The 18,615-nt window shown below is 51.1% G+C and carries 16 protein-coding genes; 5 read left to right on the top strand and 11 right to left on the bottom strand.

Features of this window, described 5'->3' with window-relative positions:
* Positions 1–47 precede the first annotated feature (47 nt).
* The 6 genes from ACR9EC_RS02130 to dinB form a co-directional block, all read right to left on the bottom strand.
* Positions 48–1,955, bottom strand: a complete 1,908-nt coding sequence (locus ACR9EC_RS02130; protein WP_435299875.1) for a peptidoglycan D,D-transpeptidase FtsI family protein — start codon at positions 1,953–1,955, stop codon at positions 48–50.
* Positions 1,956–2,257: 302 nt separating this feature from the next.
* Complete coding sequence (locus ACR9EC_RS02125; protein ID WP_435299874.1) at positions 2,258–2,680, bottom strand: hypothetical protein; 423 nt, start codon at positions 2,678–2,680, stop codon at positions 2,258–2,260.
* A 4-nt stretch (positions 2,681–2,684) separates the two neighbouring features.
* Positions 2,685–3,686: a 16S rRNA (cytosine(1402)-N(4))-methyltransferase RsmH gene (gene rsmH, locus ACR9EC_RS02120; RefSeq protein WP_435299873.1), complete on the bottom strand. Its 1,002-nt coding sequence runs from the start codon at positions 3,684–3,686 to the stop codon at positions 2,685–2,687.
* 173 nt (positions 3,687–3,859) lie between these two features.
* Entirely contained in the window at positions 3,860–4,294 is a 435-nt protein-coding gene (mraZ, locus tag ACR9EC_RS02115) for a division/cell wall cluster transcriptional repressor MraZ (RefSeq protein ID WP_435300591.1), read from the bottom strand.
* Positions 4,295–4,747: 453 nt separating this feature from the next.
* Positions 4,748–5,134, bottom strand: coding sequence for a DUF3040 domain-containing protein (locus tag ACR9EC_RS02110; RefSeq protein ID WP_435299872.1), 387 nt, complete (start codon positions 5,132–5,134; stop codon positions 4,748–4,750).
* Between the two features lie 4 nt (positions 5,135–5,138).
* Entirely contained in the window at positions 5,139–6,428 is a 1,290-nt protein-coding gene (gene dinB, locus ACR9EC_RS02105; protein ID WP_435299871.1) for a DNA polymerase IV, read from the bottom strand.
* 127 nt (positions 6,429–6,555) lie between these two features.
* Here dinB and ACR9EC_RS02100 point away from each other — a divergent pair, with 127 nt between their 5' ends.
* Positions 6,556–7,449: a fused MFS/spermidine synthase gene (locus tag ACR9EC_RS02100; RefSeq protein WP_435299870.1), complete on the top strand. Its 894-nt coding sequence runs from the start codon at positions 6,556–6,558 to the stop codon at positions 7,447–7,449.
* Positions 7,450–7,467: 18 nt separating this feature from the next.
* Here ACR9EC_RS02100 and ACR9EC_RS02095 read toward each other — a convergent pair whose 3' ends face one another.
* Complete coding sequence (locus ACR9EC_RS02095) at positions 7,468–8,406, bottom strand: proteasome assembly chaperone family protein (protein WP_435299869.1); 939 nt, start codon at positions 8,404–8,406, stop codon at positions 7,468–7,470.
* 203 nt (positions 8,407–8,609) lie between these two features.
* On the opposite strand from ACR9EC_RS02095, the gene ACR9EC_RS02090 reads away from it, so the two are divergent.
* From ACR9EC_RS02090 to ACR9EC_RS02080, 3 genes are all read left to right on the top strand, one after another.
* A complete protein-coding gene (locus tag ACR9EC_RS02090; protein WP_435299868.1) occupies positions 8,610–10,850 on the top strand; it encodes a HelD family protein in 2,241 nt (746 codons plus the stop codon).
* A gap of 68 nt (positions 10,851–10,918) precedes the next feature.
* Positions 10,919–12,136: a phosphoglycerate dehydrogenase gene (gene serA / locus ACR9EC_RS02085; RefSeq protein ID WP_435299867.1), complete on the top strand. Its 1,218-nt coding sequence runs from the start codon at positions 10,919–10,921 to the stop codon at positions 12,134–12,136.
* Between the two features lie 104 nt (positions 12,137–12,240).
* Positions 12,241–13,299, top strand: a complete 1,059-nt coding sequence (locus ACR9EC_RS02080) for an aldo/keto reductase (RefSeq protein ID WP_435299866.1) — start codon at positions 12,241–12,243, stop codon at positions 13,297–13,299.
* A 55-nt stretch (positions 13,300–13,354) separates the two neighbouring features.
* On the opposite strand, the gene nrdR is transcribed toward ACR9EC_RS02080, so the two are convergent.
* Both nrdR and ACR9EC_RS02070 read right to left on the bottom strand, forming a co-directional pair.
* Positions 13,355–13,846, bottom strand: coding sequence for a transcriptional regulator NrdR (gene nrdR, locus ACR9EC_RS02075; protein WP_435300590.1), 492 nt, complete (start codon positions 13,844–13,846; stop codon positions 13,355–13,357).
* 259 nt (positions 13,847–14,105) lie between these two features.
* Positions 14,106–14,498 (bottom strand): LysM peptidoglycan-binding domain-containing protein, encoded by a 393-nt coding sequence (locus tag ACR9EC_RS02070; RefSeq protein WP_435299865.1) that lies wholly within the window; start codon positions 14,496–14,498, stop codon positions 14,106–14,108.
* A 241-nt stretch (positions 14,499–14,739) separates the two neighbouring features.
* Here ACR9EC_RS02070 and lexA point away from each other — a divergent pair, with 241 nt between their 5' ends.
* A complete protein-coding gene (lexA, locus tag ACR9EC_RS02065; RefSeq protein ID WP_435299864.1) occupies positions 14,740–15,447 on the top strand; it encodes a transcriptional repressor LexA in 708 nt (235 codons plus the stop codon).
* Between the two features lie 64 nt (positions 15,448–15,511).
* On the opposite strand, the gene ACR9EC_RS02060 is transcribed toward lexA, so the two are convergent.
* A complete protein-coding gene (locus ACR9EC_RS02060) occupies positions 15,512–16,525 on the bottom strand; it encodes an L-lactate dehydrogenase (RefSeq protein ID WP_435299863.1) in 1,014 nt (337 codons plus the stop codon).
* 49 nt (positions 16,526–16,574) lie between these two features.
* A complete protein-coding gene (locus tag ACR9EC_RS02055; RefSeq protein ID WP_435300589.1) occupies positions 16,575–18,599 on the bottom strand; it encodes an ATP-dependent DNA helicase in 2,025 nt (674 codons plus the stop codon).
* Positions 18,600–18,615 lie beyond the last annotated feature (16 nt).

Raw genomic sequence — 18,615 nt, 5'->3', positions numbered from 1 at the left:
GGTGACCAATATCGCTAGGGGAAGATTCACCATACAAAAACTGTGGGTTACTTCCACGTGGTCGAATATAAATCTGGTTTACTTCCCGTTGGCTCGACGCCCAACCGTTGTAATGAATAGGCCATCACATCTGCAAAAACGGGTGCAGATACTTCTCCACCCCACACACCTGAGCGTGGGTCACGAATCACCACGGACACCGCAATTTCTGGGTTGTCTACCGGTGCAACGCCAATAAACGACGACACGATACGAGTCAGTTTTCCGTTCTCGTCAGGGGCTTGAGAGGTTCCTGTTTTTCCTGCAACACGGTAGCCGCTAATCGCTCCAGCTTTTCCAGATCCCTCAACGACTACAGATTCCATCATTTTAAGAACCTGATCTGCCGTTTTCTTTGACACAGTTTGTGTTGTCTCAGATTTTTCCGATTCAACAAAAGTGCCGTCAGGTTCTGTATAGCCTGCAACTAGGTGCGGTTTACACTGCTTACCGTCGTTGGCGATGGTGGCAAAAACATTTGTAGCTTGCAAGGCATTACCTGCCATACCTTGCCCGAACAAAACACCATATTTTGTTCGTCCATCCCAGTCGTCAGCTTTATGCAAGATTCCGCGTGACTCTCCGCCCAGCTCTATTCCGGTTTTTTGCCCAAACCCGAATTTATAGAGGTAGTCATAACGCACTTGTTTCGGGAGTTTTTCTCCTACTTGCACCGTTCCGGTATTCGAAGAGTCAGCGAGGATGCCCGTTAGGGTTAACTTTTGCGTGGGATGCTCGTGTGAGTCCTTAAATACTTGACCGTTATCGGTTGCGTACTGATATGGGACACGAAATTCTGATAGCGGTGTTACTTCTCCACGTTCAAGAGCAGCAGCCATAGTAATAACTTTTGCTGTTGATCCGGGTTCAAAAATGTCTTGTACAGCACCGATACGTCCAGTAAATGCTGTGTTGCCGTCAGCAGTGGTTGACCGGTCTGCCAGCGCAAGGATCTCGCATGTTTTTACGTCTTGCACGATAACAGACCCTGCGGCTCCCCCTGTTTTTTTCAATTGTTCATCTAGGGCTTTTTCAGCATGCCACTGAATATCCATGTCAAACGTTGTTTTAATGCCTTTTCCAGGTTCATTGGGTTCTTCAACGACGCTCCCAGAAGGCAAAACATATCCATCGAGACTACGTTCATACTTTAAAGACCCTGCTTTTCCTTTGAGCATGTCTTCAAGAGTGTATTCGAGGCCAGACAATCCACCGTCTTTACCAACAACACCAATAATATTTTTTGCTGTGTCACCTGATGGGTAGATACGTTTGTTCAAGGTTTCAGGGAAAACACCAGTAATTTTTAGTTGTTTTACCGCTTCCCACGTTTCTGGCGGTACTTCAGTCACCAAAGTTTGGTATTTGTTGTATTTTTTCTGACCTTCTGGTCGAGTCAACAATGTTTGTAATTTTTGTTCGCTGAGCCCCAACACTGGAGCAAGGATCTGCGCAGCATAATCGGGGCCACCAACAATATTGCCTGCATCGTCTTTTGTTTTCCACTGTTGAACGAGTTCTTGATCTGCAAAAATCTTGTAACGAGTTACCGACTTCGCAACGGGGTTTCCGTTTCGATCAGAAATATCGCCACGCTCAGCAGTTAATTCAATTTCTGTGGTCCGTAATTCTTTTGCCCGCGCAGCAAGCTCTGCCCCTTGCACAAGTTGAATATCCGCTAAACGGACAACGTACCCCACGGCAAGAAGAACAAACACGATAGCGCCGCTTAACACTCGTGTCCGAGACAAACTAAAACCTATCGGCCCTGTATTCCTATTCCGCTGTGCGCGCTGTTTACGACGTTGTTCACGCGCACGTTCGCGTTCTTTCCTTTGGATTTCAGGCGACCGACCACGAGCAGGACGAGAAGCTGTCACCACAGGTGTTTTTTGCCGTGGGCTGTTACTACGCACCCTCACCTGTTCGCCAGATCGGGGCTGTTGCCGTACGTGTGCCTTACCTGAACGAGATGCTTGTGCAGGCTTTTTTGACGCGGGAGCCCGCTGGGGGTTTTTCTTTGGGCCTGCTTGCTGGTGTTCCGAGCGCCCAGAGTTTGCGTTAGACGCGGGTCGAGGTTTGCGTGAGGTACTGTTCTGCGGTTGTGGTTTACGCGAAGAGCGCGCCGAAGTGTTCGGCCTGCTGTCTGATGATTCGACAGGCCGACGTGGACGGTTATTCCTCGGTGCGTCCCGTCCAGGTCGCCTCTCGGATCCACTCAATTCTTCATGCCCTCCGCTGCATTACGCGCGTTGATCTTTGAAGAGTCTAAATGCAAAACCTTGGGATTTACTTTCTGCTCCATGCCGAGTTGCTCAGCACGGTTAGAGAGATTTTCAGCTGTTGAGACATCAGCAAGTTGTTCGCTCAGTTGCTCACCTGTGATTACTTCAGTTGAGAGTTCTCTGGTGAGGTGTGCGCGTTCATATGTTCCGTTAGCCATCTCTGTGTTCAAAATCAATACGGCAACAACGGCAACGGTCAAGATTGCGATGCACATGAAGATAAATCTGGCAGCAGATTTTTCTGGTGCGGGAGCTTCGACGAGACGTAAGGATGGCTTACTCGTCGTAGTTGTATGTGGAGAAACGCTTGGGCGTACGGGAACCACGCGAGCAGCATTAGACTGTACAGCGCTCATGTCATCACTCCCCTGTTTTTCTTAAATGCTCTGGTGTTTCTCGGATACGTTCTACTGCACGTAGGCGAACTGATGCTGAGCGAGCGTTGTGCTCGATTTCTGCGGCGTCCGCTTTTTCTGCGCCTCGGGTGAGGGCTTTGAGGTATGGCTTATGTGTTTCTGGTTCGATGGGCCATTCCGGTGGTGCGCTTGAGTTGATCCCCCGCGCAAACTCACGTTTTGTTAATCGGTCTTCTAGTGAGTGGTAGGACTCAACAAGTAGTCGTCCACCTATTGCTAGTGAGTTCACTGCAGCTGGAAGAGCGTGTGTCAGCACTTCTAGTTCGCCGTTAACTTCGATACGTAGGGCTTGGAAAGTCCGCTTTGCAGGATTTCCTCCGCTCGTGCGCTTAGCTGCAGGAATACATGCCCGCACTAAGTCGACGAGGTCAGCAGACCGCTCCCATGGTTTGTCTTCGCGTTTTGCAACGATTGATCGTGCAATCTTTGCCGCGAACCGTTCCTCTCCGTATTCCCTAAGAATTCGTGTGAGTTCGCCTTGCGAGTAAGTGTTGAGTACGTCTGCCGCAGTCAGGTCTGAGGTGGTATCCATACGCATGTCGAGTGGTGCGTCATGCGCGTAGGAGAATCCTCTTTCAGTTTCATCAATTTGCAATGATGAAACTCCCAAGTCCATGAGGATTCCTTGGACGCCGGTTAAGCCAAAATCTGCAACAACATCTTCGATCTGATCGTAGGTTGCATGCACAGGCTTGAATCGTGAGCCAAATTCGCGCAACCGTTCACCAGCCAGTTCTAAGGCTTGCGGGTCACGGTCAATCCCGATTGCGGTGACGTGTGGAAATGCTCGCAGGACTCCTTGGGTGTGTCCACCCATACCCAGCGTGCAGTCGACGTATACAGCTTGTGGGTCTTCTAGTGCGGGGGCGAGAAGGTCAAGACACCGTTGTAACAGTACGGGCACATGCTTGCGTGATGCGGTTGAGTCATCGGGTAACTCGTACATATGCGCCTCTTTCTGTCTTCTTGGGCTACGCGTGCCGTGCTAGTGATTACTTTCGTAACCGTGGGGGTACTGTCATGACTTGCTCGTGAACAGTTTCGGGTCTCCCACCGTCGCGATCTGCCACCGGGGAAGTGGCGTCAGATCTACGGGAGGAGGCCCGAAACTGCATATACCTAGAAGTGCAGTTCTGGGAATATTTGTTCTGCGGTTTCTGCGTACCCTTCCTCTTGCTGTTCGAGGTAGGTATCCCACGTTGCCGCATCCCAAATCTCTACTCGTGACCCTGCTCCGATAACTGCAATGTCGCGATCCAGACCTGCATATTCTCGAAGCGCGGCTGGAATTGAGATCCGTCCTTGCTTATCTGGTGTTTCATCACTCGCACCGGAGAGGAAAACTCGCATGTAATCACGAGCTTGCCGTGAGGTGACGGGAGCCTGACGCAAGTGTTCGTACATTCGCCGAAACTCGTCCAGCGGCAAAAGAAAAAGACATCTCTCTTGTCCTCGCGTGAGTACCAAACCAGGAGCGAACTGGTTGCGGAACTTCGCCGGAAGTATGAGACGGCCTTTTTCATCAAGCCGTGGTTTGTAGGTTCCCAAGAACAAGTTGGGGATGCCACCTAGCAGTTCGTGCATTAGTGCCACCTCCTCTCGCTCCGAGTACCTCCACGTTACTCCACTTTGCACCACCAATCGTGCAATTTTTCTAGTTTTCACCTCAGATTTTCACAAAACCGCAGGTCAGAGAGGTGGAGAAAAGTGGAGTAATTTAACGTGTCGCCTAGCGTTTGCGCAATGCAAAGAACTACCCATGCAGCATTTATCCACTTGAGGGCATTTTCTACAACATTCGCTGGGTGAAAAGCAGGAACACCCAACCTGTTTTATGCAGGGGTGGAGGGAAGTGGGGAGCTGGATTGCGGGACCATCTAGGTGGCGTTATTCACTGTGCACAAAAACAACAAAAAACCACACAATCAATGCAGTACAAACACATGAGTGGGGCACCAACTTATTTGTTGGTGCCCCACTCATCTGTTCCACTTATGTCGCTATCAGCTACTCACCCCGCGAGCGCTTCTCCCAACGCTCTTCGAGACGCTGCATGAAGCCCCCTTTGGCTTTTGCAGATTTTTGAGTAACTGGACGAGCAGGACCTTCACCGTCCACAACTTTAAAAGGATGTTCCTTTTTAGGCGCTGAAAAAGCAAATACAACAGCACCAAACATGATGACGAAGCCGATAACTCCCAGCCATGGGAGTGAATTTGAAACGCCCAGCACTAGGATGAAGATACCTGCAAGCACTCCAAGGATGGCAATGATGGTTCGAGTAAACGAACCACGATGTCCAGTGGTCATTGCGGTAGCAAGTTTTGGATCTTGTGAGGACAGCTCTTTTTCAAGTTGTTCAAGGATCCGCTGTTCATGCTCGGACAGAGGCATCGTCTTACCCCCGGGTTCTAGAAGGCGTTGTCTTACTTAAAGGATAGATGTTGTCTGTGTGACTTGAAAGTCGTGCCTGTGTTTGAGTTGCTCGCTCTATAGCTTTTCGCCCAAACTTAGCTCGAATATCGTCCATGACGCGGTCTGACTTATCTTGCGAAAGCGCAAACCCAGTAATGGACTCTTCTAGCGTATCTTGCTGCGGTTGATGACTGCTCGACACTATGTTTTCAACGCGCACACCCAATAGTCGCACAGATTGTTGACGTGGTAGGGCTAGAAAAAGTTCCCGAACAGCATGGTAAATCGTGAGTGAGGAATGAGTTGATGAGGCTAGCGTGACGCTTCGAGTGACTGTGTTGAAGTCGGCGTCCCTCACTTTAAGCGCGACGGTTCGCCCTTGCATCGATTTTCGTCTCAGCCGTGTAGAACATTCGTCGGATAAAACCAACAGTTTAGAGAGGAGAGTGTCGAGGTCGTGTTCGTCATGCACAAAAGTAGATTCCACCCCTACACTTTTTTCTTTCCGATGAGTTTCAACAGTCCGCCCATCACGTCCCCACGCCAATTCGTGTAGATGCTGTGCTGCGGCTTTACCAACCATGCGGGACAGTGCCGATAGGTCAAGGGCCGCTAATTGGTGAACCTCTTCGATCCCCCATTGGCGGAGCTTTTCTTGGGTTTTTGCGCCGACACCCCACAAGGCTCCCACGGGCATGCATTGTACGAATTCGATTGTGGAAGCTTGCGGGATCAATAAAATACCGTCTGGCTTTGCGTGTGTTGATGCAAGTTTTGCAACAAATTTGTTTTCTGCCACGCCCACTGACGCTGTGATCGAAAACTGTGCTTCGATTTCGGCTCGTATGGTGCGTCCGATATCGAGCGAGGAGCCTAGTCGTCGTCTAGCGCCCGAAACGTCGAGGAAGGCTTCGTCAACGCTTACTTGCTCTAGTGCAGGAGTTACGGACCGTAAGATCTCCATAACACCATTACTGATATGGCCGTAAAGTTGATGATCGGGGTCTAAAAATATTGCTTGTGGTGCAAGGACTTTTGCCCGCGAAATTGGCATAGCCGATTTGATGCCTAGGGCCCGTGCTTCATAGGTTGCAGCCAGCACTACACTGCGTTCTCGCCCACCGACGATAACAGGTTTTCCCCGTAATTTTGGCTTTTTAGCCACTTCAATTGACGCATAGAAAGCGTCCATATCAACGTGCATGATGTGACAGTTGGAGTCGTTCGAGCCCCAGTCGCGCCGCGCTGTTGTTGACCGTGGAGCATTACTCATGATGCACCCCTCACGTACGGCTCACCTATCATGCACTTGCCTTGTCACACTTTACATTAATTATCGAACACTTGTTCGATTCGGTCAAGGATGTCGTAGTGTTTCCACTCGTCTGTACCCTAGTTCCATGGCACGTTCTACTTCTCGGTCACGCACTGCGCATTCCACAACTGCTCCCCCAGCACAATCTGTTCGCACCAAATATTCGACGATCAGGCTGGAACCCGACCGGGACAATCCGCGACGCTACACAGTTTTCCTCGATGAAGCGCCTAGTTCTTTCATCGATCTTGATGACCCTCTCAACGTTGGGTTCGAATACATGAGCATCATGCTGTGCTTTATCGACGAGTTACCCTCCCCAGGGCTCAACGTTGTGCATTTAGGCTCGGCAGGCTCAGCTATGGCTCGAGCACTCGATAAACTTAAACCTCAATCACGCCAGATCGGCATAGACATCGATGGCGAGTTACATGATTACGCCCGGCAATGGTTCTCCCTGCCTAAATCCCCTCGTCTTCGATTGCGTACCGGTGATGCACGTGAGGAGCTGTCAAAAGTTCCAGATGGCAGCCAAGACGTCATTATTCGGGATGTGTTTGCAGACGCACTCACCCCAAGCCATCTCACCACTACAGAATTTACGCAGTTGGTCGTAAAGAAGCTGCGGCCTGGTGGCTTATACCTCGCTAATTGTGCTGATCGCCCGCCCCTCGCTTGGGCACGTCAAGAAGTTGCGACGCTGCTTGACACCTGCGATTCCTTGAATTCTGCTCCCACAGTGCACCATAAAGCTCAGGTGGCTTACTGCGCAGAAAACGCCATCTTGAAAGGAAAACGATTCGGAAACCTGGTGTTAGCTTTCACCACAGCAACTCACACACCGCACGACGACACCGTTGACTTCGCCAACGCGCATTTACACCGGGCATTACGCACTTTAGCGGTACCCGCAACAGCTATCACAGGAGCAGAAGTTACCCACTTTGCACGCAACGCCACAATAGTGCGCGATACCTAGCACAACCGCGTAATGTCGCTATTCTGTGCCGCGGCGCCGATTAAATTGCGAAAGGAACTGTTCGAATTCGGCCCCAAGTTCATCCGCAGTTGGGATGTGGTTTGTGTGCGCGAGGAGCGACTCTTCAGGATGTGAAGCCATAAAAGCGTCGTACTGTGCTTCAAGTCCAGCAACCATCTCGGCAACATCATGTGATTTTTCCACTTGACGATCAACCTCAGCGATTGCTTCGCGAGCAGCTTCAGCCATCTCATCAACATCAAAATGCAAGCCGGTTATTTCTTCTATCTTTGATAAGGCAACGATCCCGACGGGCGTGTATTGAGACTGTGCTAAATAGTGCGGTACGTGCACTGCTATACCAGCAGCATCAACGTTGTGCCGCCCAATCTCGTATTGTGCATAGTGCGCAAATGAAGCGGGGACACTCATATTGCCAACAAAGTTTTGTGATGCACCAACAAGATCTTCGCGGTTTGCGTGAACGATTGCCCCACCCGGCCGGGTGTGTGGAACTCCCATCGGTAAGCCTGAAGCCGTAACGAACAAAGACACATTGAAATCATGTATGAGTTCGATAAGCCCCTCACTCAGAGCTTCCCAGTATCGGTTAGGTTCGTGCCCGTGCAACAACAGATATTCTGTGCCGCGCGCATCCGTAAGCAGATCCAAGGTAAGCCGTGGCGGCTCATAATGCGTCCATCGAGAATCTTCAAAAGAAAGTATCGGACGTTTCGCCTGGTAATCAACTAACCGGTCATGATCGAAAACTGCCAATGTGTGTGGTTCAGACACTTCCAGCATGCGTTCTACAGCAATGGCACCAGCATGGCCGGCATCTACAAAACCTTTCAGACCGCATATAAGAACAGGGCCCACCTGTGATGCTTGTGCACGTTCCCGAAAAGAATCAGCTCTATCTACCTGGATATCAAACAGGTCGCGTGGATTAATCATACGTGGGTTTACCGCCTTGCTTTGTCGATACTGTATCGATATCAACTAGCCTATAGAAGAAAATGTTCCAGACCCACCGCTGCCACTGATAGCTACGACAAAATCGGGGGCTCAGGCCGCGAAGGTGCACACGAGGGTCCTTTTAGGGGATAATGGACGGCCCGCTTTTTTTGTGTGACATACCTACGTGAACAGGACTGCGTGTGACTGATCAGGCCCCACATCTTAGTGCTGAACAAGATCGTCTTAACAGCGTGTATCAGCGCCTTGACGAAATGCGTCAAACAACCCGTGACCGGCTCGCATCCGTGCGACGCGCCGGACCTTCCGGCTCACCACAAAACCGTAGCGAACGTGACTCTTTTGCCACACTTTACGAAGATCGCATTGCGCTACTTGACGCCGTTGAAGACCGGCTAGTTTTTGGACGCTTGGACTTTGATAAAGACCCAACACGCTACATTGGCCGCATCGGACTATCTGACCACGATCATGTGTCACTACTCACCGATTGGCGAGCACCTGCCGCCCAGCCGTTCTATCGAGCCACCGCGGCACAACGTGATGGAGTAAAACGGCGACGCCACCTCATCACCCAAGCTCGCACCATTACCGGTGTAGAAGACGAAATCCTTGACTTAAACCTCAGCAAAGACGACATCGAAGACCTGCACTTGTCAGGCGAAGGCGCTCTCCTCGCCGCAATGTCGGCAGGCCGCACCGGGCGCATGAACGACATTGTCGCCACCATCCAAACCGAACAAGATGAAATCATCCGTTCCGATGTGCACGGAGCATTAGTCGTCCAAGGCGGTCCAGGAACTGGAAAAACAGCTGTCGCCCTACACCGCGCCGCCTACCTGCTGTACGCACACCGCAAACTGTTAGAGCGTTCAGGTGTACTCCTCGTCGGGCCAAGCACATCATTTATTCGGTACATTGACCAAGTTCTTCCATCCTTAGGCGAAACCGGAGTTGTTTCTACAACTATCGGTTCACTCGTTCCAGGACACACCACAAATGCCCGAGACACCCCCGCTGTTGAAAAACTCAAAGGCGACCGGCGTTTTGCAACGTTCATTAAACGTGCGGTCAAAGCACGAGAACGAGTCCCCCAACATGACACACACGTACGCATAGACGGACACGACCTCGTCATTCGTCGTCGAGACATTAAAGACGCAATGTTTAAGGCACGTCGCACCAACAAGCCGCACAACATTGCGCGCGCCACGTTCGTCAAAGAAATGTTGCATCGCCTCGCCGAACAATATGTTGCGGACATGCCCTACGAGATCGCACCCGAAGACCGCGGAGAAATCATTGAAGAAATCCGCACACATCGTGATGTCAAAATTGCCTTAAACATTGCGTGGTTTCCCATTAGCGCACCAAAACTTATCGACGACCTGTTTGCAAAACCGCATCGCCTCGAACAAGTTGCTAGCGAACTATCTCCCGCAGACCGTGCCTTACTGCACCGTCCAGCCAACGCTCCCCTCACCACCGCTGACATTCCACTACTCGACGAAGCTTTAGAACTCTTAGGCGAAGACAACCATATGGCACGCCAAGAAAGCCGCGCCCAGGAAGCAGCGCGCGCCGAAGCCTTAGAGTATGCACGTCAAGTACTAGAAAATTCCGGTGGCAACTGGTTTGTTGACGCTGACACCCTTGCACAACGTTTCGCTGATTCCGGACCAACACTGACAACTGCTGAACGCGCCATTAAAGACCGCACCTGGACATTCGCGCACGTCATCGTTGATGAGGCTCAAGAACTCTCACACATGGCGTGGCGCATGCTTATCCGTCGCTGCCCAACACGGTCGTTCACCATCGTCGGCGATGTTGCACAAACGTCAAGCCTTGCTGGCACGACTTCGTGGGAACGCATGCTCACACCACTCTTTAAAGAGTTATGGCGGATCCGTGAACTCACAATCAACTACCGCACCCCAGCAGAAATTGCGCAAGCAGCTCTCACATTTGCTCGTGCACAAGGGCTTCGCGTATCAGAGTTAACTTCTGCTCGCGACATTGACGGGGCACTCACCTTTTTGCCCGTATCACCAGCGACTCTTATTCCTCAAATAACCACCCACCTTGACGATTTCGTTGAACGGTATATTTCCCAAGACGTAGGTCGAATCGCTATCGTTATGCCCCCAGAAGTACACGCTGAAATAGCCCCGCTACTGGCCACGCACCGACCTGAACTTGTTTCAGGCAACGACCCACTAGTCACCCTTGCTACCCCCGTCGATGTGAAGGGGCTCGAATATGACGGCGTCATACTCGTCGATCCCGTGCGTATGCTTGAGGCGCCATGCGGAGCATCAGATGTTTTTGTGACCATGACCCGCGCCACAAAACAGTTACTTGTCGTGCATTACGGCCAGCTACCTACAGGGCTAACTGCACCAAACAAACACGACGGATAAGGCACACATCACGTCCGAAGAACAAGATTCATTTGGAGTTTCGACACGTGCGGGTGGACTATAGGGGTGTGTTAAAGGCGCTGCTTCTAGAAAATGTCCACCCGCTCTCCGTCGAAATACTCACCGCAAATGGCGTTGAAGTTATTACCCGATCCGGCGCACTGGACGAAAACGAACTGATCGAAGCGCTGCAAGGCGTGCACATGCTCGGCATTCGATCAAAAACACACGTGACTCAAAAAGTCATCGAATCATGTCCCGATCTTGTTGCTATTGGTGCTTTTTGCATCGGTACCAATCAGATTGATTTAAAGGCTGCCGCGCATCACGGTGTAGCCGTGTTCAATGCTCCTTTCTCTAACACTCGTTCAGTTGTCGAGTTAGCTATCGGTGAAATCATTTCCCTTACCCGCAGGCTTACTGAACGCGATAAAGCTTTACATGATGGAATCTGGGACAAAACAGCTGAAGGGTCCCACGAGATCCGCGGTAAAACACTCGGAATTATCGGGTACGGAAACATTGGCACCCAACTTTCAGTGCTAGCCGAAAACCTTGGCATGTCCGTAGTCTTCTACGACACAGCAGAAAAGCTCTCCCTCGGTAACGCTCAGCGCGTTAACTCCATGGAAGACCTCCTTCGGGTCAGCGACATCGTCACAATCCACGTAGATGGTCGACCAGGCAACGCAGGCCTCTTCGGAGAAGCCGAATTTGCTGTGATGAAACCGGGCGCGATTTTCCTTAACTTGTCCCGCGGTTTCGTCATGGATAACACTGCTCTTCGTAACGCTATTTTGTCTGGGCATTTATCTGGCGCAGCAGTTGACGTGTTCCCCGTAGAACCGAAAAAACGCGGCGACAGCTTCGAATCAGAATTGCGCGGACTGCCTAACGTCATCCTCACCCCACACATTGGTGGCTCAACCTTAGAAGCTCAAGAATCCATCGGTGAGTTCGTTGCAAACAAAATGAAAGATTACATGCGCACCGGCTCAACCACGTTGAGCGTCAACTTGCCGAACCTCGCCCTCGAATCGACTACCGGCGTTACCCGAGTCGCATTCCTCCACCGCAACACTCCAGGTGTTCTTGCAGCGGTCAACAACACATTGGCAGAGTTTGGTACAAACATTGAAGGCCAGCTCCTCGCAACCCGAGGTGAAATCGGTTATGTAGTGACAGACACAGATTCATCCGTTGATATCGATGCGCTTAAAGCATTGAAGAGCATGGAGCAGTACATCCGCATTCGGGTTCTTCCGCCCGCTGGTGTGCATCACTGATAAGCATCAGAACACAACCACAATGTGGGCCGCACATGCTGTAAGCAGGTGCGGCCCACGTCGTGTCGGTAGAACGGATACACAAATCCGAGTAGCGTGATCACATGCACGCACCTCATCCTGCTAGATATGATGTCTCCGCAACCGGTTTGCCTTATCGCCACGTAGGAAAAAGTGGTTTAAAGCTGCCAGCTATTAGTCTTGGTCTGTGGCAAAACTTCGGACATAGCACCCGCTATGCCGATCAACGAGACATAGTGCTTTCTGCCTTTGATCGAGGTGTTACCCACTTTGATCTCGCAAATAATTACGGACCGCCACAAGGAAGTGCAGAGTCGTCGTTCGGTTCATTGCTGGCAACAGATCTGGCAGCATACCGAGATGAACTCGTCATATCGACAAAAGCCGGATATTACATGTGGCCTGGGCCGTACGGCGAAGGCGGCAGCAAAAAATATCTACGCGCGTCTCTGGATCAATCCTTGCAACGGCTAGGAGTCGATTACGTCGACATTTTTTACTCACACCGTTTTGACCCGAGCACACCGATTGAAGAAACCCTCGACGCACTGAAGTATGCGCTCGAATCCGGAAAAGCTCTCTATGCCGGCATTTCTTCTTACTCGGCACAACGAACAACTCAAGCTTTACAGCATGCTGAGCGGATCGGTTTACCTTTGTTGATTCATCAGCCTTCGTATTCCATGTTGAATCGGTGGATAGAAGAGTCTGCAGAGGATGAGGAATCACTTCTCGCTGTCTGTGAACGCAACGGTTTAGGTGTTATTGGGTTTTCTCCTCTAGCACAAGGCCTTTTAACAGAAAAGTATCTCCAAGGGACGGCTCCTGCTCATTCGCGTGCTGCAGCCAATGGCTCATTTAAGCAGGAATACCTCAGCGCAGAAAACATTCAGGCGTTGCAGGGGCTGAAAGAAATTGCTGAGAGTCGCGGACAAAGCCTGCCCCAACTTGCTATTTCTTGGGCGTTACGTAACTCTGTGGTGTCGTCTGTGGTCATTGGTGCACGTACCCGTGCACAGTTACACGAAAACCTTGATGCCGCACGCCAGCTCACGTTTTCCAGTGACGAATTAGCCCGTATTGATGCTGTCTGCATTGATGGGGGCTTAAATCTTTGGGCATCGCGTTCCAGCGATCTGTAGGACTTATTCTTTATCTTCGGTGCTTTACTGCATTTGCTTATGCTGCTCGGGTGGTTTAGCCAGCGTCCGTTGTTGGTTCATCGGAATCGTCTTGGGCATCAGCGTTTTCGCTGCGCAGAAGCTCGATTGCCTGTTCAAAGTCTTCCAGCGAATCAAAGGCCTGATAGACGCTAGCAAAACGCAAATAAGCAACCTCATCAAGTTTGCGCAGCGGACCAAGAATACTCAGCCCAACTTCATATGCATCAAGTTCTGCTATTCCTGTTGACCGGATGCTCTCTTCAACAGTTTGTGCAAGCAACGCGAGATCATCGTCTGAGACTGGACGTCCTTGGCAGGCTTTGCGAACTCCGTTGATTACTTTTTGACGAGAGAACGGTTCAGTTACACCAGAGCGCTTCACAACTGACAGGCTTGCTGTCTCGATTGTTGTAAAACGCTTCATGCATTTCGGGCATTGTCTGCGCCTACGGATCGCAGACCCATCTTCTGATGTGCGTGAATCAACAACGCGTGAATCAGCGTGGCGGCAGAACGGGCAATACACAACTTCTCCCTTGGCAGGTGTCTTTAGGACAACTTTACGGGGGTCAATGCTTATTGCGCGAATAAAGGGGTGCGACATACGCCGCACCCCTTATGCATACACCATGCGTGGCTGTTATTTGCGCGACTCGCAACGCACCTATAACTGGCCTGAACTGCTGAAAGTAAAACTTTCCCCGCCGAGTTGCCCCCCAGCGACCCGTCGGTACTACTAATTTAGGCTAACCTAATATAATTTGGCAAGTACTGTGTTGCGTAATTCATTTTTCATACATGGGAAGCAAGATAACCTCCCCCGCCCGCAGCTTCGCTACGGCCATATTGTTGAGGTTCATAATGTCACTCACAACATCACGGTTATCCACACCCGGATTAATCCCGCGCGCGATAGTCCACAGCGTCTCCCCGACCGCAACAGGATGCTCCAGCACCTCAACCGCAACTACCCCCTCATCGGCATGTGCAGTTGCAGCCACCACAACAGGAACCAACAGGCATAAAAGTGCAAGGGCCACAATCAGAACACGACCACGTCGCGTCAACCGCAGACCGCGCAACCCGGTAATTCCATACCGAGCACGATGCACGCGCTTACGGGCAGCTTCCGTTAAAGGAAAGTCCACAACAACACCCTCAAGCACTTGAATCGCCATGCGAGCCTCCGCTGTTCCATCTAACATTAAGACCATTCGAACACATGTTCGTTAGAACAAGTGTACGAAAGATTCACGAACGCGCAAGCATTTCCACAACTTTTCTCGAACACATGTTTGAATATGTGCGAAAATTTTCATAGGGTAGTACACGTAAATACGTTCACCACGAGCGCAAACACTGACTCATTGGTGTCCACCACGGTATATATGCACTGCACAACAGCAAAGGACATAAGCCATGACATCTGGAACACCTCAACCTGATCGTGCTGTGCTCACCAAAAGACAAGTAGCAGTACTCGAAACGGTCGAGAAAAGCCTCAGCACACGCGGCTACCCTCCCACCATGCGCGAAATTGGTTCAGCAGTGGGTCTTACCAGCCCCTCTAGTGTGAAACACCAACTCAAAGTCCTTGAAGACCGCGGCTTCCTACGACGCGATCCGAATCGTCCTCGAGCCATAGAAATCGTTTCACCGACACCCGAAAACACACTTGACCACGCCTCCAGCACTCACAACCCATCTACTGCGGAACCGCAGCACCTCGAACTCGGCACGCTTTCGTCCACTCAATCACGTGCTGTACCCCTAGTAGGACGGATCGCTGCTGGTGCTCCAATCCTGGCTGAACAGAACGTAGAAGACGTTTTCACGCTCCCGCGCCAGATCGTGGGCGATGGTGAGGTATATATGCTTCAGGTCTCCGGTGATTCCATGATTGACGCAGCTATCTGTGACGGAGACTGGGTTGTGGTTCGTCGTCAAAGCACTGCAGAAAACGGCGAGATCGTCGCAGCAATGTTAGATGGAGAAGCAACCGTAAAAACTTTTAAGCGCAAAGACGGTCACGTGTGGCTACTTCCCCATAACCCGCACTACGAGCCGATCCTTGGCGACCACGCAACGTTGCTTGGTCGTGTCGTCTCTGTCATTCGAAGCGTCTAAACGCCTGTAAAGAAAGCGGTGGAGGGCCAGCACATCATTGTGCTGACCCTCCACCGCTTTTCTTTTAGAACCCGAATTGACGGGCAACCTCGCGTAACGATTGCGCCGATTTCTTCAACCCGTCATATTCAGAATTTGATAACGGTACCCGCAACTGGTCTGCGACTCCTCCGCCATACACAATTGAAGGGACCGACAAACACACATCGTTAATGCCGTAATAATCTGAAACAAGTGTCGACACAGGCAACACTCGGCTTTCGTTGTTCAACACCGCTTCGACGATACGCGAACCCGCAAGCGCAACCGCATAATTAGTTGCCCCCTTACCTTCGATAATGCGATAAGCAGAAGAAATCACTTCTTCAGCTATAGCATTACGGCGTTCTTCTGTGAGTGGGCCTTTACCGTGCACACCAGGCCAATCCAAGAGCGGAACGCCACCAATAGTAGCTGAACTCCACAACGGAATTTCAGAATCACCGTGCTCACCTGCCATATAAGCGTGTACGTTTTGCACAGCAACGCCAAGTTCACGCGCCAGCACATATCGCAGACGAGAGGAGTCAAGAACAGTTCCCGAGCCGAAAAGCTGCTCCCGCGGCAGACCTGAGATTTTTAGAGCCGCATACGTAACGACGTCAACAGGGTTTGTCACCATGACATATGTGGCATTAGGCGCAACCTCTAACAGTTGCGGAAGTATGGTGCTCACCAAGTTAATAGTTGCTTGCGCTAAATCAATTCGTGTCTGGCCAGGCTTCTGTTTTGCGCCAGCCGTCACCATAATGATGTCTGCATCTCGGCACACTTCAATATCGTCAGAACCTACAACATCAGCCATAGGCATAAATTGGATACCGTGCGAGAGATCAAAAACCTCAGCTTTAACCTTTGACGCATTGATGTCATACAACGCTACTGTGCGTGCAGCACCACGCATAAGAGCTGCATAGGCCATGGTTGACCCGACCGCGCCGGCTCCCACAATCGCGATTTTAGAAGTTCGTCGTCCTGAATGTTCAAGCAGTTGAGGCTGTTCAAGTGCGTTATCTTCAAAATACACGGTGCTTCCCATCTGTGTGAACCATGACGCTTAGTGCCCTTACTGTATAGCCTTTTTCAGGCTACGTCTCACCGCGTAAACGACGCAATGCGCTAACCGCCACGTCTTTGCGCGTTGTGCGCCAAAAATCTGGCATTGACCCCGTCAAAAACGATCCATAGCGAGCCGTTTCGAGTCGCGGGTCAAGGACCGCAACAACGCCTTTGTCGTGGATAGATCGAATAAGGCGCCCAGCTCCTTGTGCAAGTAATAACGCAGCATGACTCGCCGAAATCTGCATAAAACCATTTCCGCCCGATTGCGCTATTGCTCGCGCGCGAGCTGATTTTACAGGGTCGTCAGGACGAGGAAACGGGATACGATCCATAATCACAAGTTGACATGAATCGCCTGGAACATCCACACCCTGCCACAACGATAAAGTGCCGAATAAACACGTTTCAGTGTCTTCAGAAAATTCCTGCACAAGGGTGGGGAGTTGGTCGTCCCCTTGACACAAAATTGGATAGTCAAGCCGCTCACGCAACGCTTCAGCCGCGTGTTGTGCTGCCCGACGCGACGAAAACAATCCCAAGGCTCGACCACCAGCTGCCTCTATCAACTCTGCGATTGTGTCGAGTTGAGATTCGGTAGTCGGTGACATTCCTGGAGTTGGAAGATCCCGCGCAATATAGAGAATTCCTTGTTTGGCGTAGTCAAACGGGCTTCCCACATCTTGCGCGTTCCAGGAACGCTTTAATCCTGTTTCAGGATCATGTGAGACATCGACGCCGAGACCGCGAGCTACCGGATCAAACGACTTACCAAGGCTGAGCGTTGCAGAAGTAATAACTCCGGTGTGGCTCGCCCACAAGTTTGTCGCAAGTAAGTTGGCTACCCCTAAAGGAGCAGCGTGTAATCGTGCGGGGCTTTCTTGGTGGGCTGACCTCGAGCGTGAACACCATAAAACATCGCCGCCTTGTGAATCGGCAGCCATGCGTTCCGCAATCTCAAAAAGCACGACCATCGCTGCTTGCGCCATTTTTAAGCCAGGGTCACTACCATCGCCTGCATTATCTTTTTTAGGTGCAAGTTGGCTGACTAAGGTTCGTGACGCATCACGAATAGCCTCCACTGAGGTTTGTATGTCTTCGGGCAGCCCCTGAGCAAAGGTCTGTTCTGGATGGTCTTCTAATACCAGTGCGAGGTTTTCAATAGCGAAGTCGAGTGTTCCTGTTGCTACCCCACCGTGTCTACGCGCGAGGCGTGCAGTATGTTCAAGGCTGCCGATTGATAGTTCTACGGTAGCTGATGACGTTACTCTATCGACAAGTTCGTGCGCTTCGTCGACGATAAGCGCATCAAATTCTGGAAAGAGGTGTGGTGACCCTGTTGCTGCTATGCCCACCATCGTGTGGTTAGTAACGAGGACATCTGCTTCATGCGCGCTTTGGCGGGCAAACTCTGGGAAGCACTCGTCGATGAAAGGACATTTTGATCCCATACATTCGAGTTTGTCGATAGATATCTGACGCCACACTCGATCTGATACACCGGGAACAAGATCATCTCTGTCGCCGGTATCTGTCGAGTTCACCCATTCCGTTGCCCGCTTTACTTGTGCTGCGATGCCTTCGTATTCGGGCGCAGATATTTTTGTTCCGGTAGGGTCGTTGGCAGTTTGGGAAGGTCCCGTATCAAAAAGTGTAAGTTGTTCTTCTGTCGGGTATCCCCCATGGACTTTGTGGAGGCACGCGTAGTTGCTCCATCCTTTGAGCACAGCAATTTCTGGTCTGCGCGGCAAGCTCGTTGCGAGCGCATCCGCAACCAACGGCAAATCTCTTGTCATGATTTGTCGTTGCAGGGCGAGAGTTGCTGTTGACACGATGACGCGTTGGTTTGTTGTCACTGCGTGGTGAACGGCGGGGACAAGGTAGCCTAAAGATTTTCCGGTACCGGTTCCAGCTTGGACAAGTAGATGTTCGCCTTCGTGTAACGCGTTCGCGACAGAGTGCGACATGTCTCGCTGCCCATCACGGGGCGATCCGCCTAGAGCATTAACCGCAGTGTCCAATAACTGATCGATAGTGCTTTCAGTTGTTGACACTGTCAAGGTCGCTGTT

The organism is Timonella sp. A28, assembly GCF_051200815.1.
In the GTDB taxonomy this organism is placed as follows: Bacteria; Actinomycetota; Actinomycetes; order Actinomycetales; family Cellulomonadaceae; genus Timonella.
This window is presented reverse-complemented; position numbering and strand designations above follow the sequence as displayed.

What these genes read in the sequence shown, in the direction of transcription:
- ACR9EC_RS02125 (WP_435299874.1), bottom strand. Translation starts at nt 2,680, where the DNA reads ATGAGCGCTGTACAGTCTAATGCTGCTCGCGTGGTTCCCGTACGCCCA.
- ACR9EC_RS02080 (WP_435299866.1), top strand. Translation starts at nt 12,241, where the DNA reads ATGCACGCACCTCATCCTGCTAGATATGATGTCTCCGCAACCGGTTTG.
- ACR9EC_RS02070 (WP_435299865.1), bottom strand. Translation starts at nt 14,498, where the DNA reads ATGGCGATTCAAGTGCTTGAGGGTGTTGTTGTGGACTTTCCTTTAACG.
- ACR9EC_RS02100 (WP_435299870.1), top strand. Translation starts at nt 6,556, where the DNA reads ATGGCACGTTCTACTTCTCGGTCACGCACTGCGCATTCCACAACTGCT.
- ACR9EC_RS02095 (WP_435299869.1), bottom strand. Translation starts at nt 8,406, where the DNA reads ATGATTAATCCACGCGACCTGTTTGATATCCAGGTAGATAGAGCTGAT.
- dinB (WP_435299871.1), bottom strand. Translation starts at nt 6,428, where the DNA reads ATGAGTAATGCTCCACGGTCAACAACAGCGCGGCGCGACTGGGGCTCG.
- lexA (WP_435299864.1), top strand. Translation starts at nt 14,740, where the DNA reads ATGACATCTGGAACACCTCAACCTGATCGTGCTGTGCTCACCAAAAGA.
- ACR9EC_RS02060 (WP_435299863.1), bottom strand. Translation starts at nt 16,525, where the DNA reads ATGGGAAGCACCGTGTATTTTGAAGATAACGCACTTGAACAGCCTCAA.
- rsmH (WP_435299873.1), bottom strand. Translation starts at nt 3,686, where the DNA reads ATGTACGAGTTACCCGATGACTCAACCGCATCACGCAAGCATGTGCCC.
- ACR9EC_RS02110 (WP_435299872.1), bottom strand. Translation starts at nt 5,134, where the DNA reads ATGCCTCTGTCCGAGCATGAACAGCGGATCCTTGAACAACTTGAAAAA.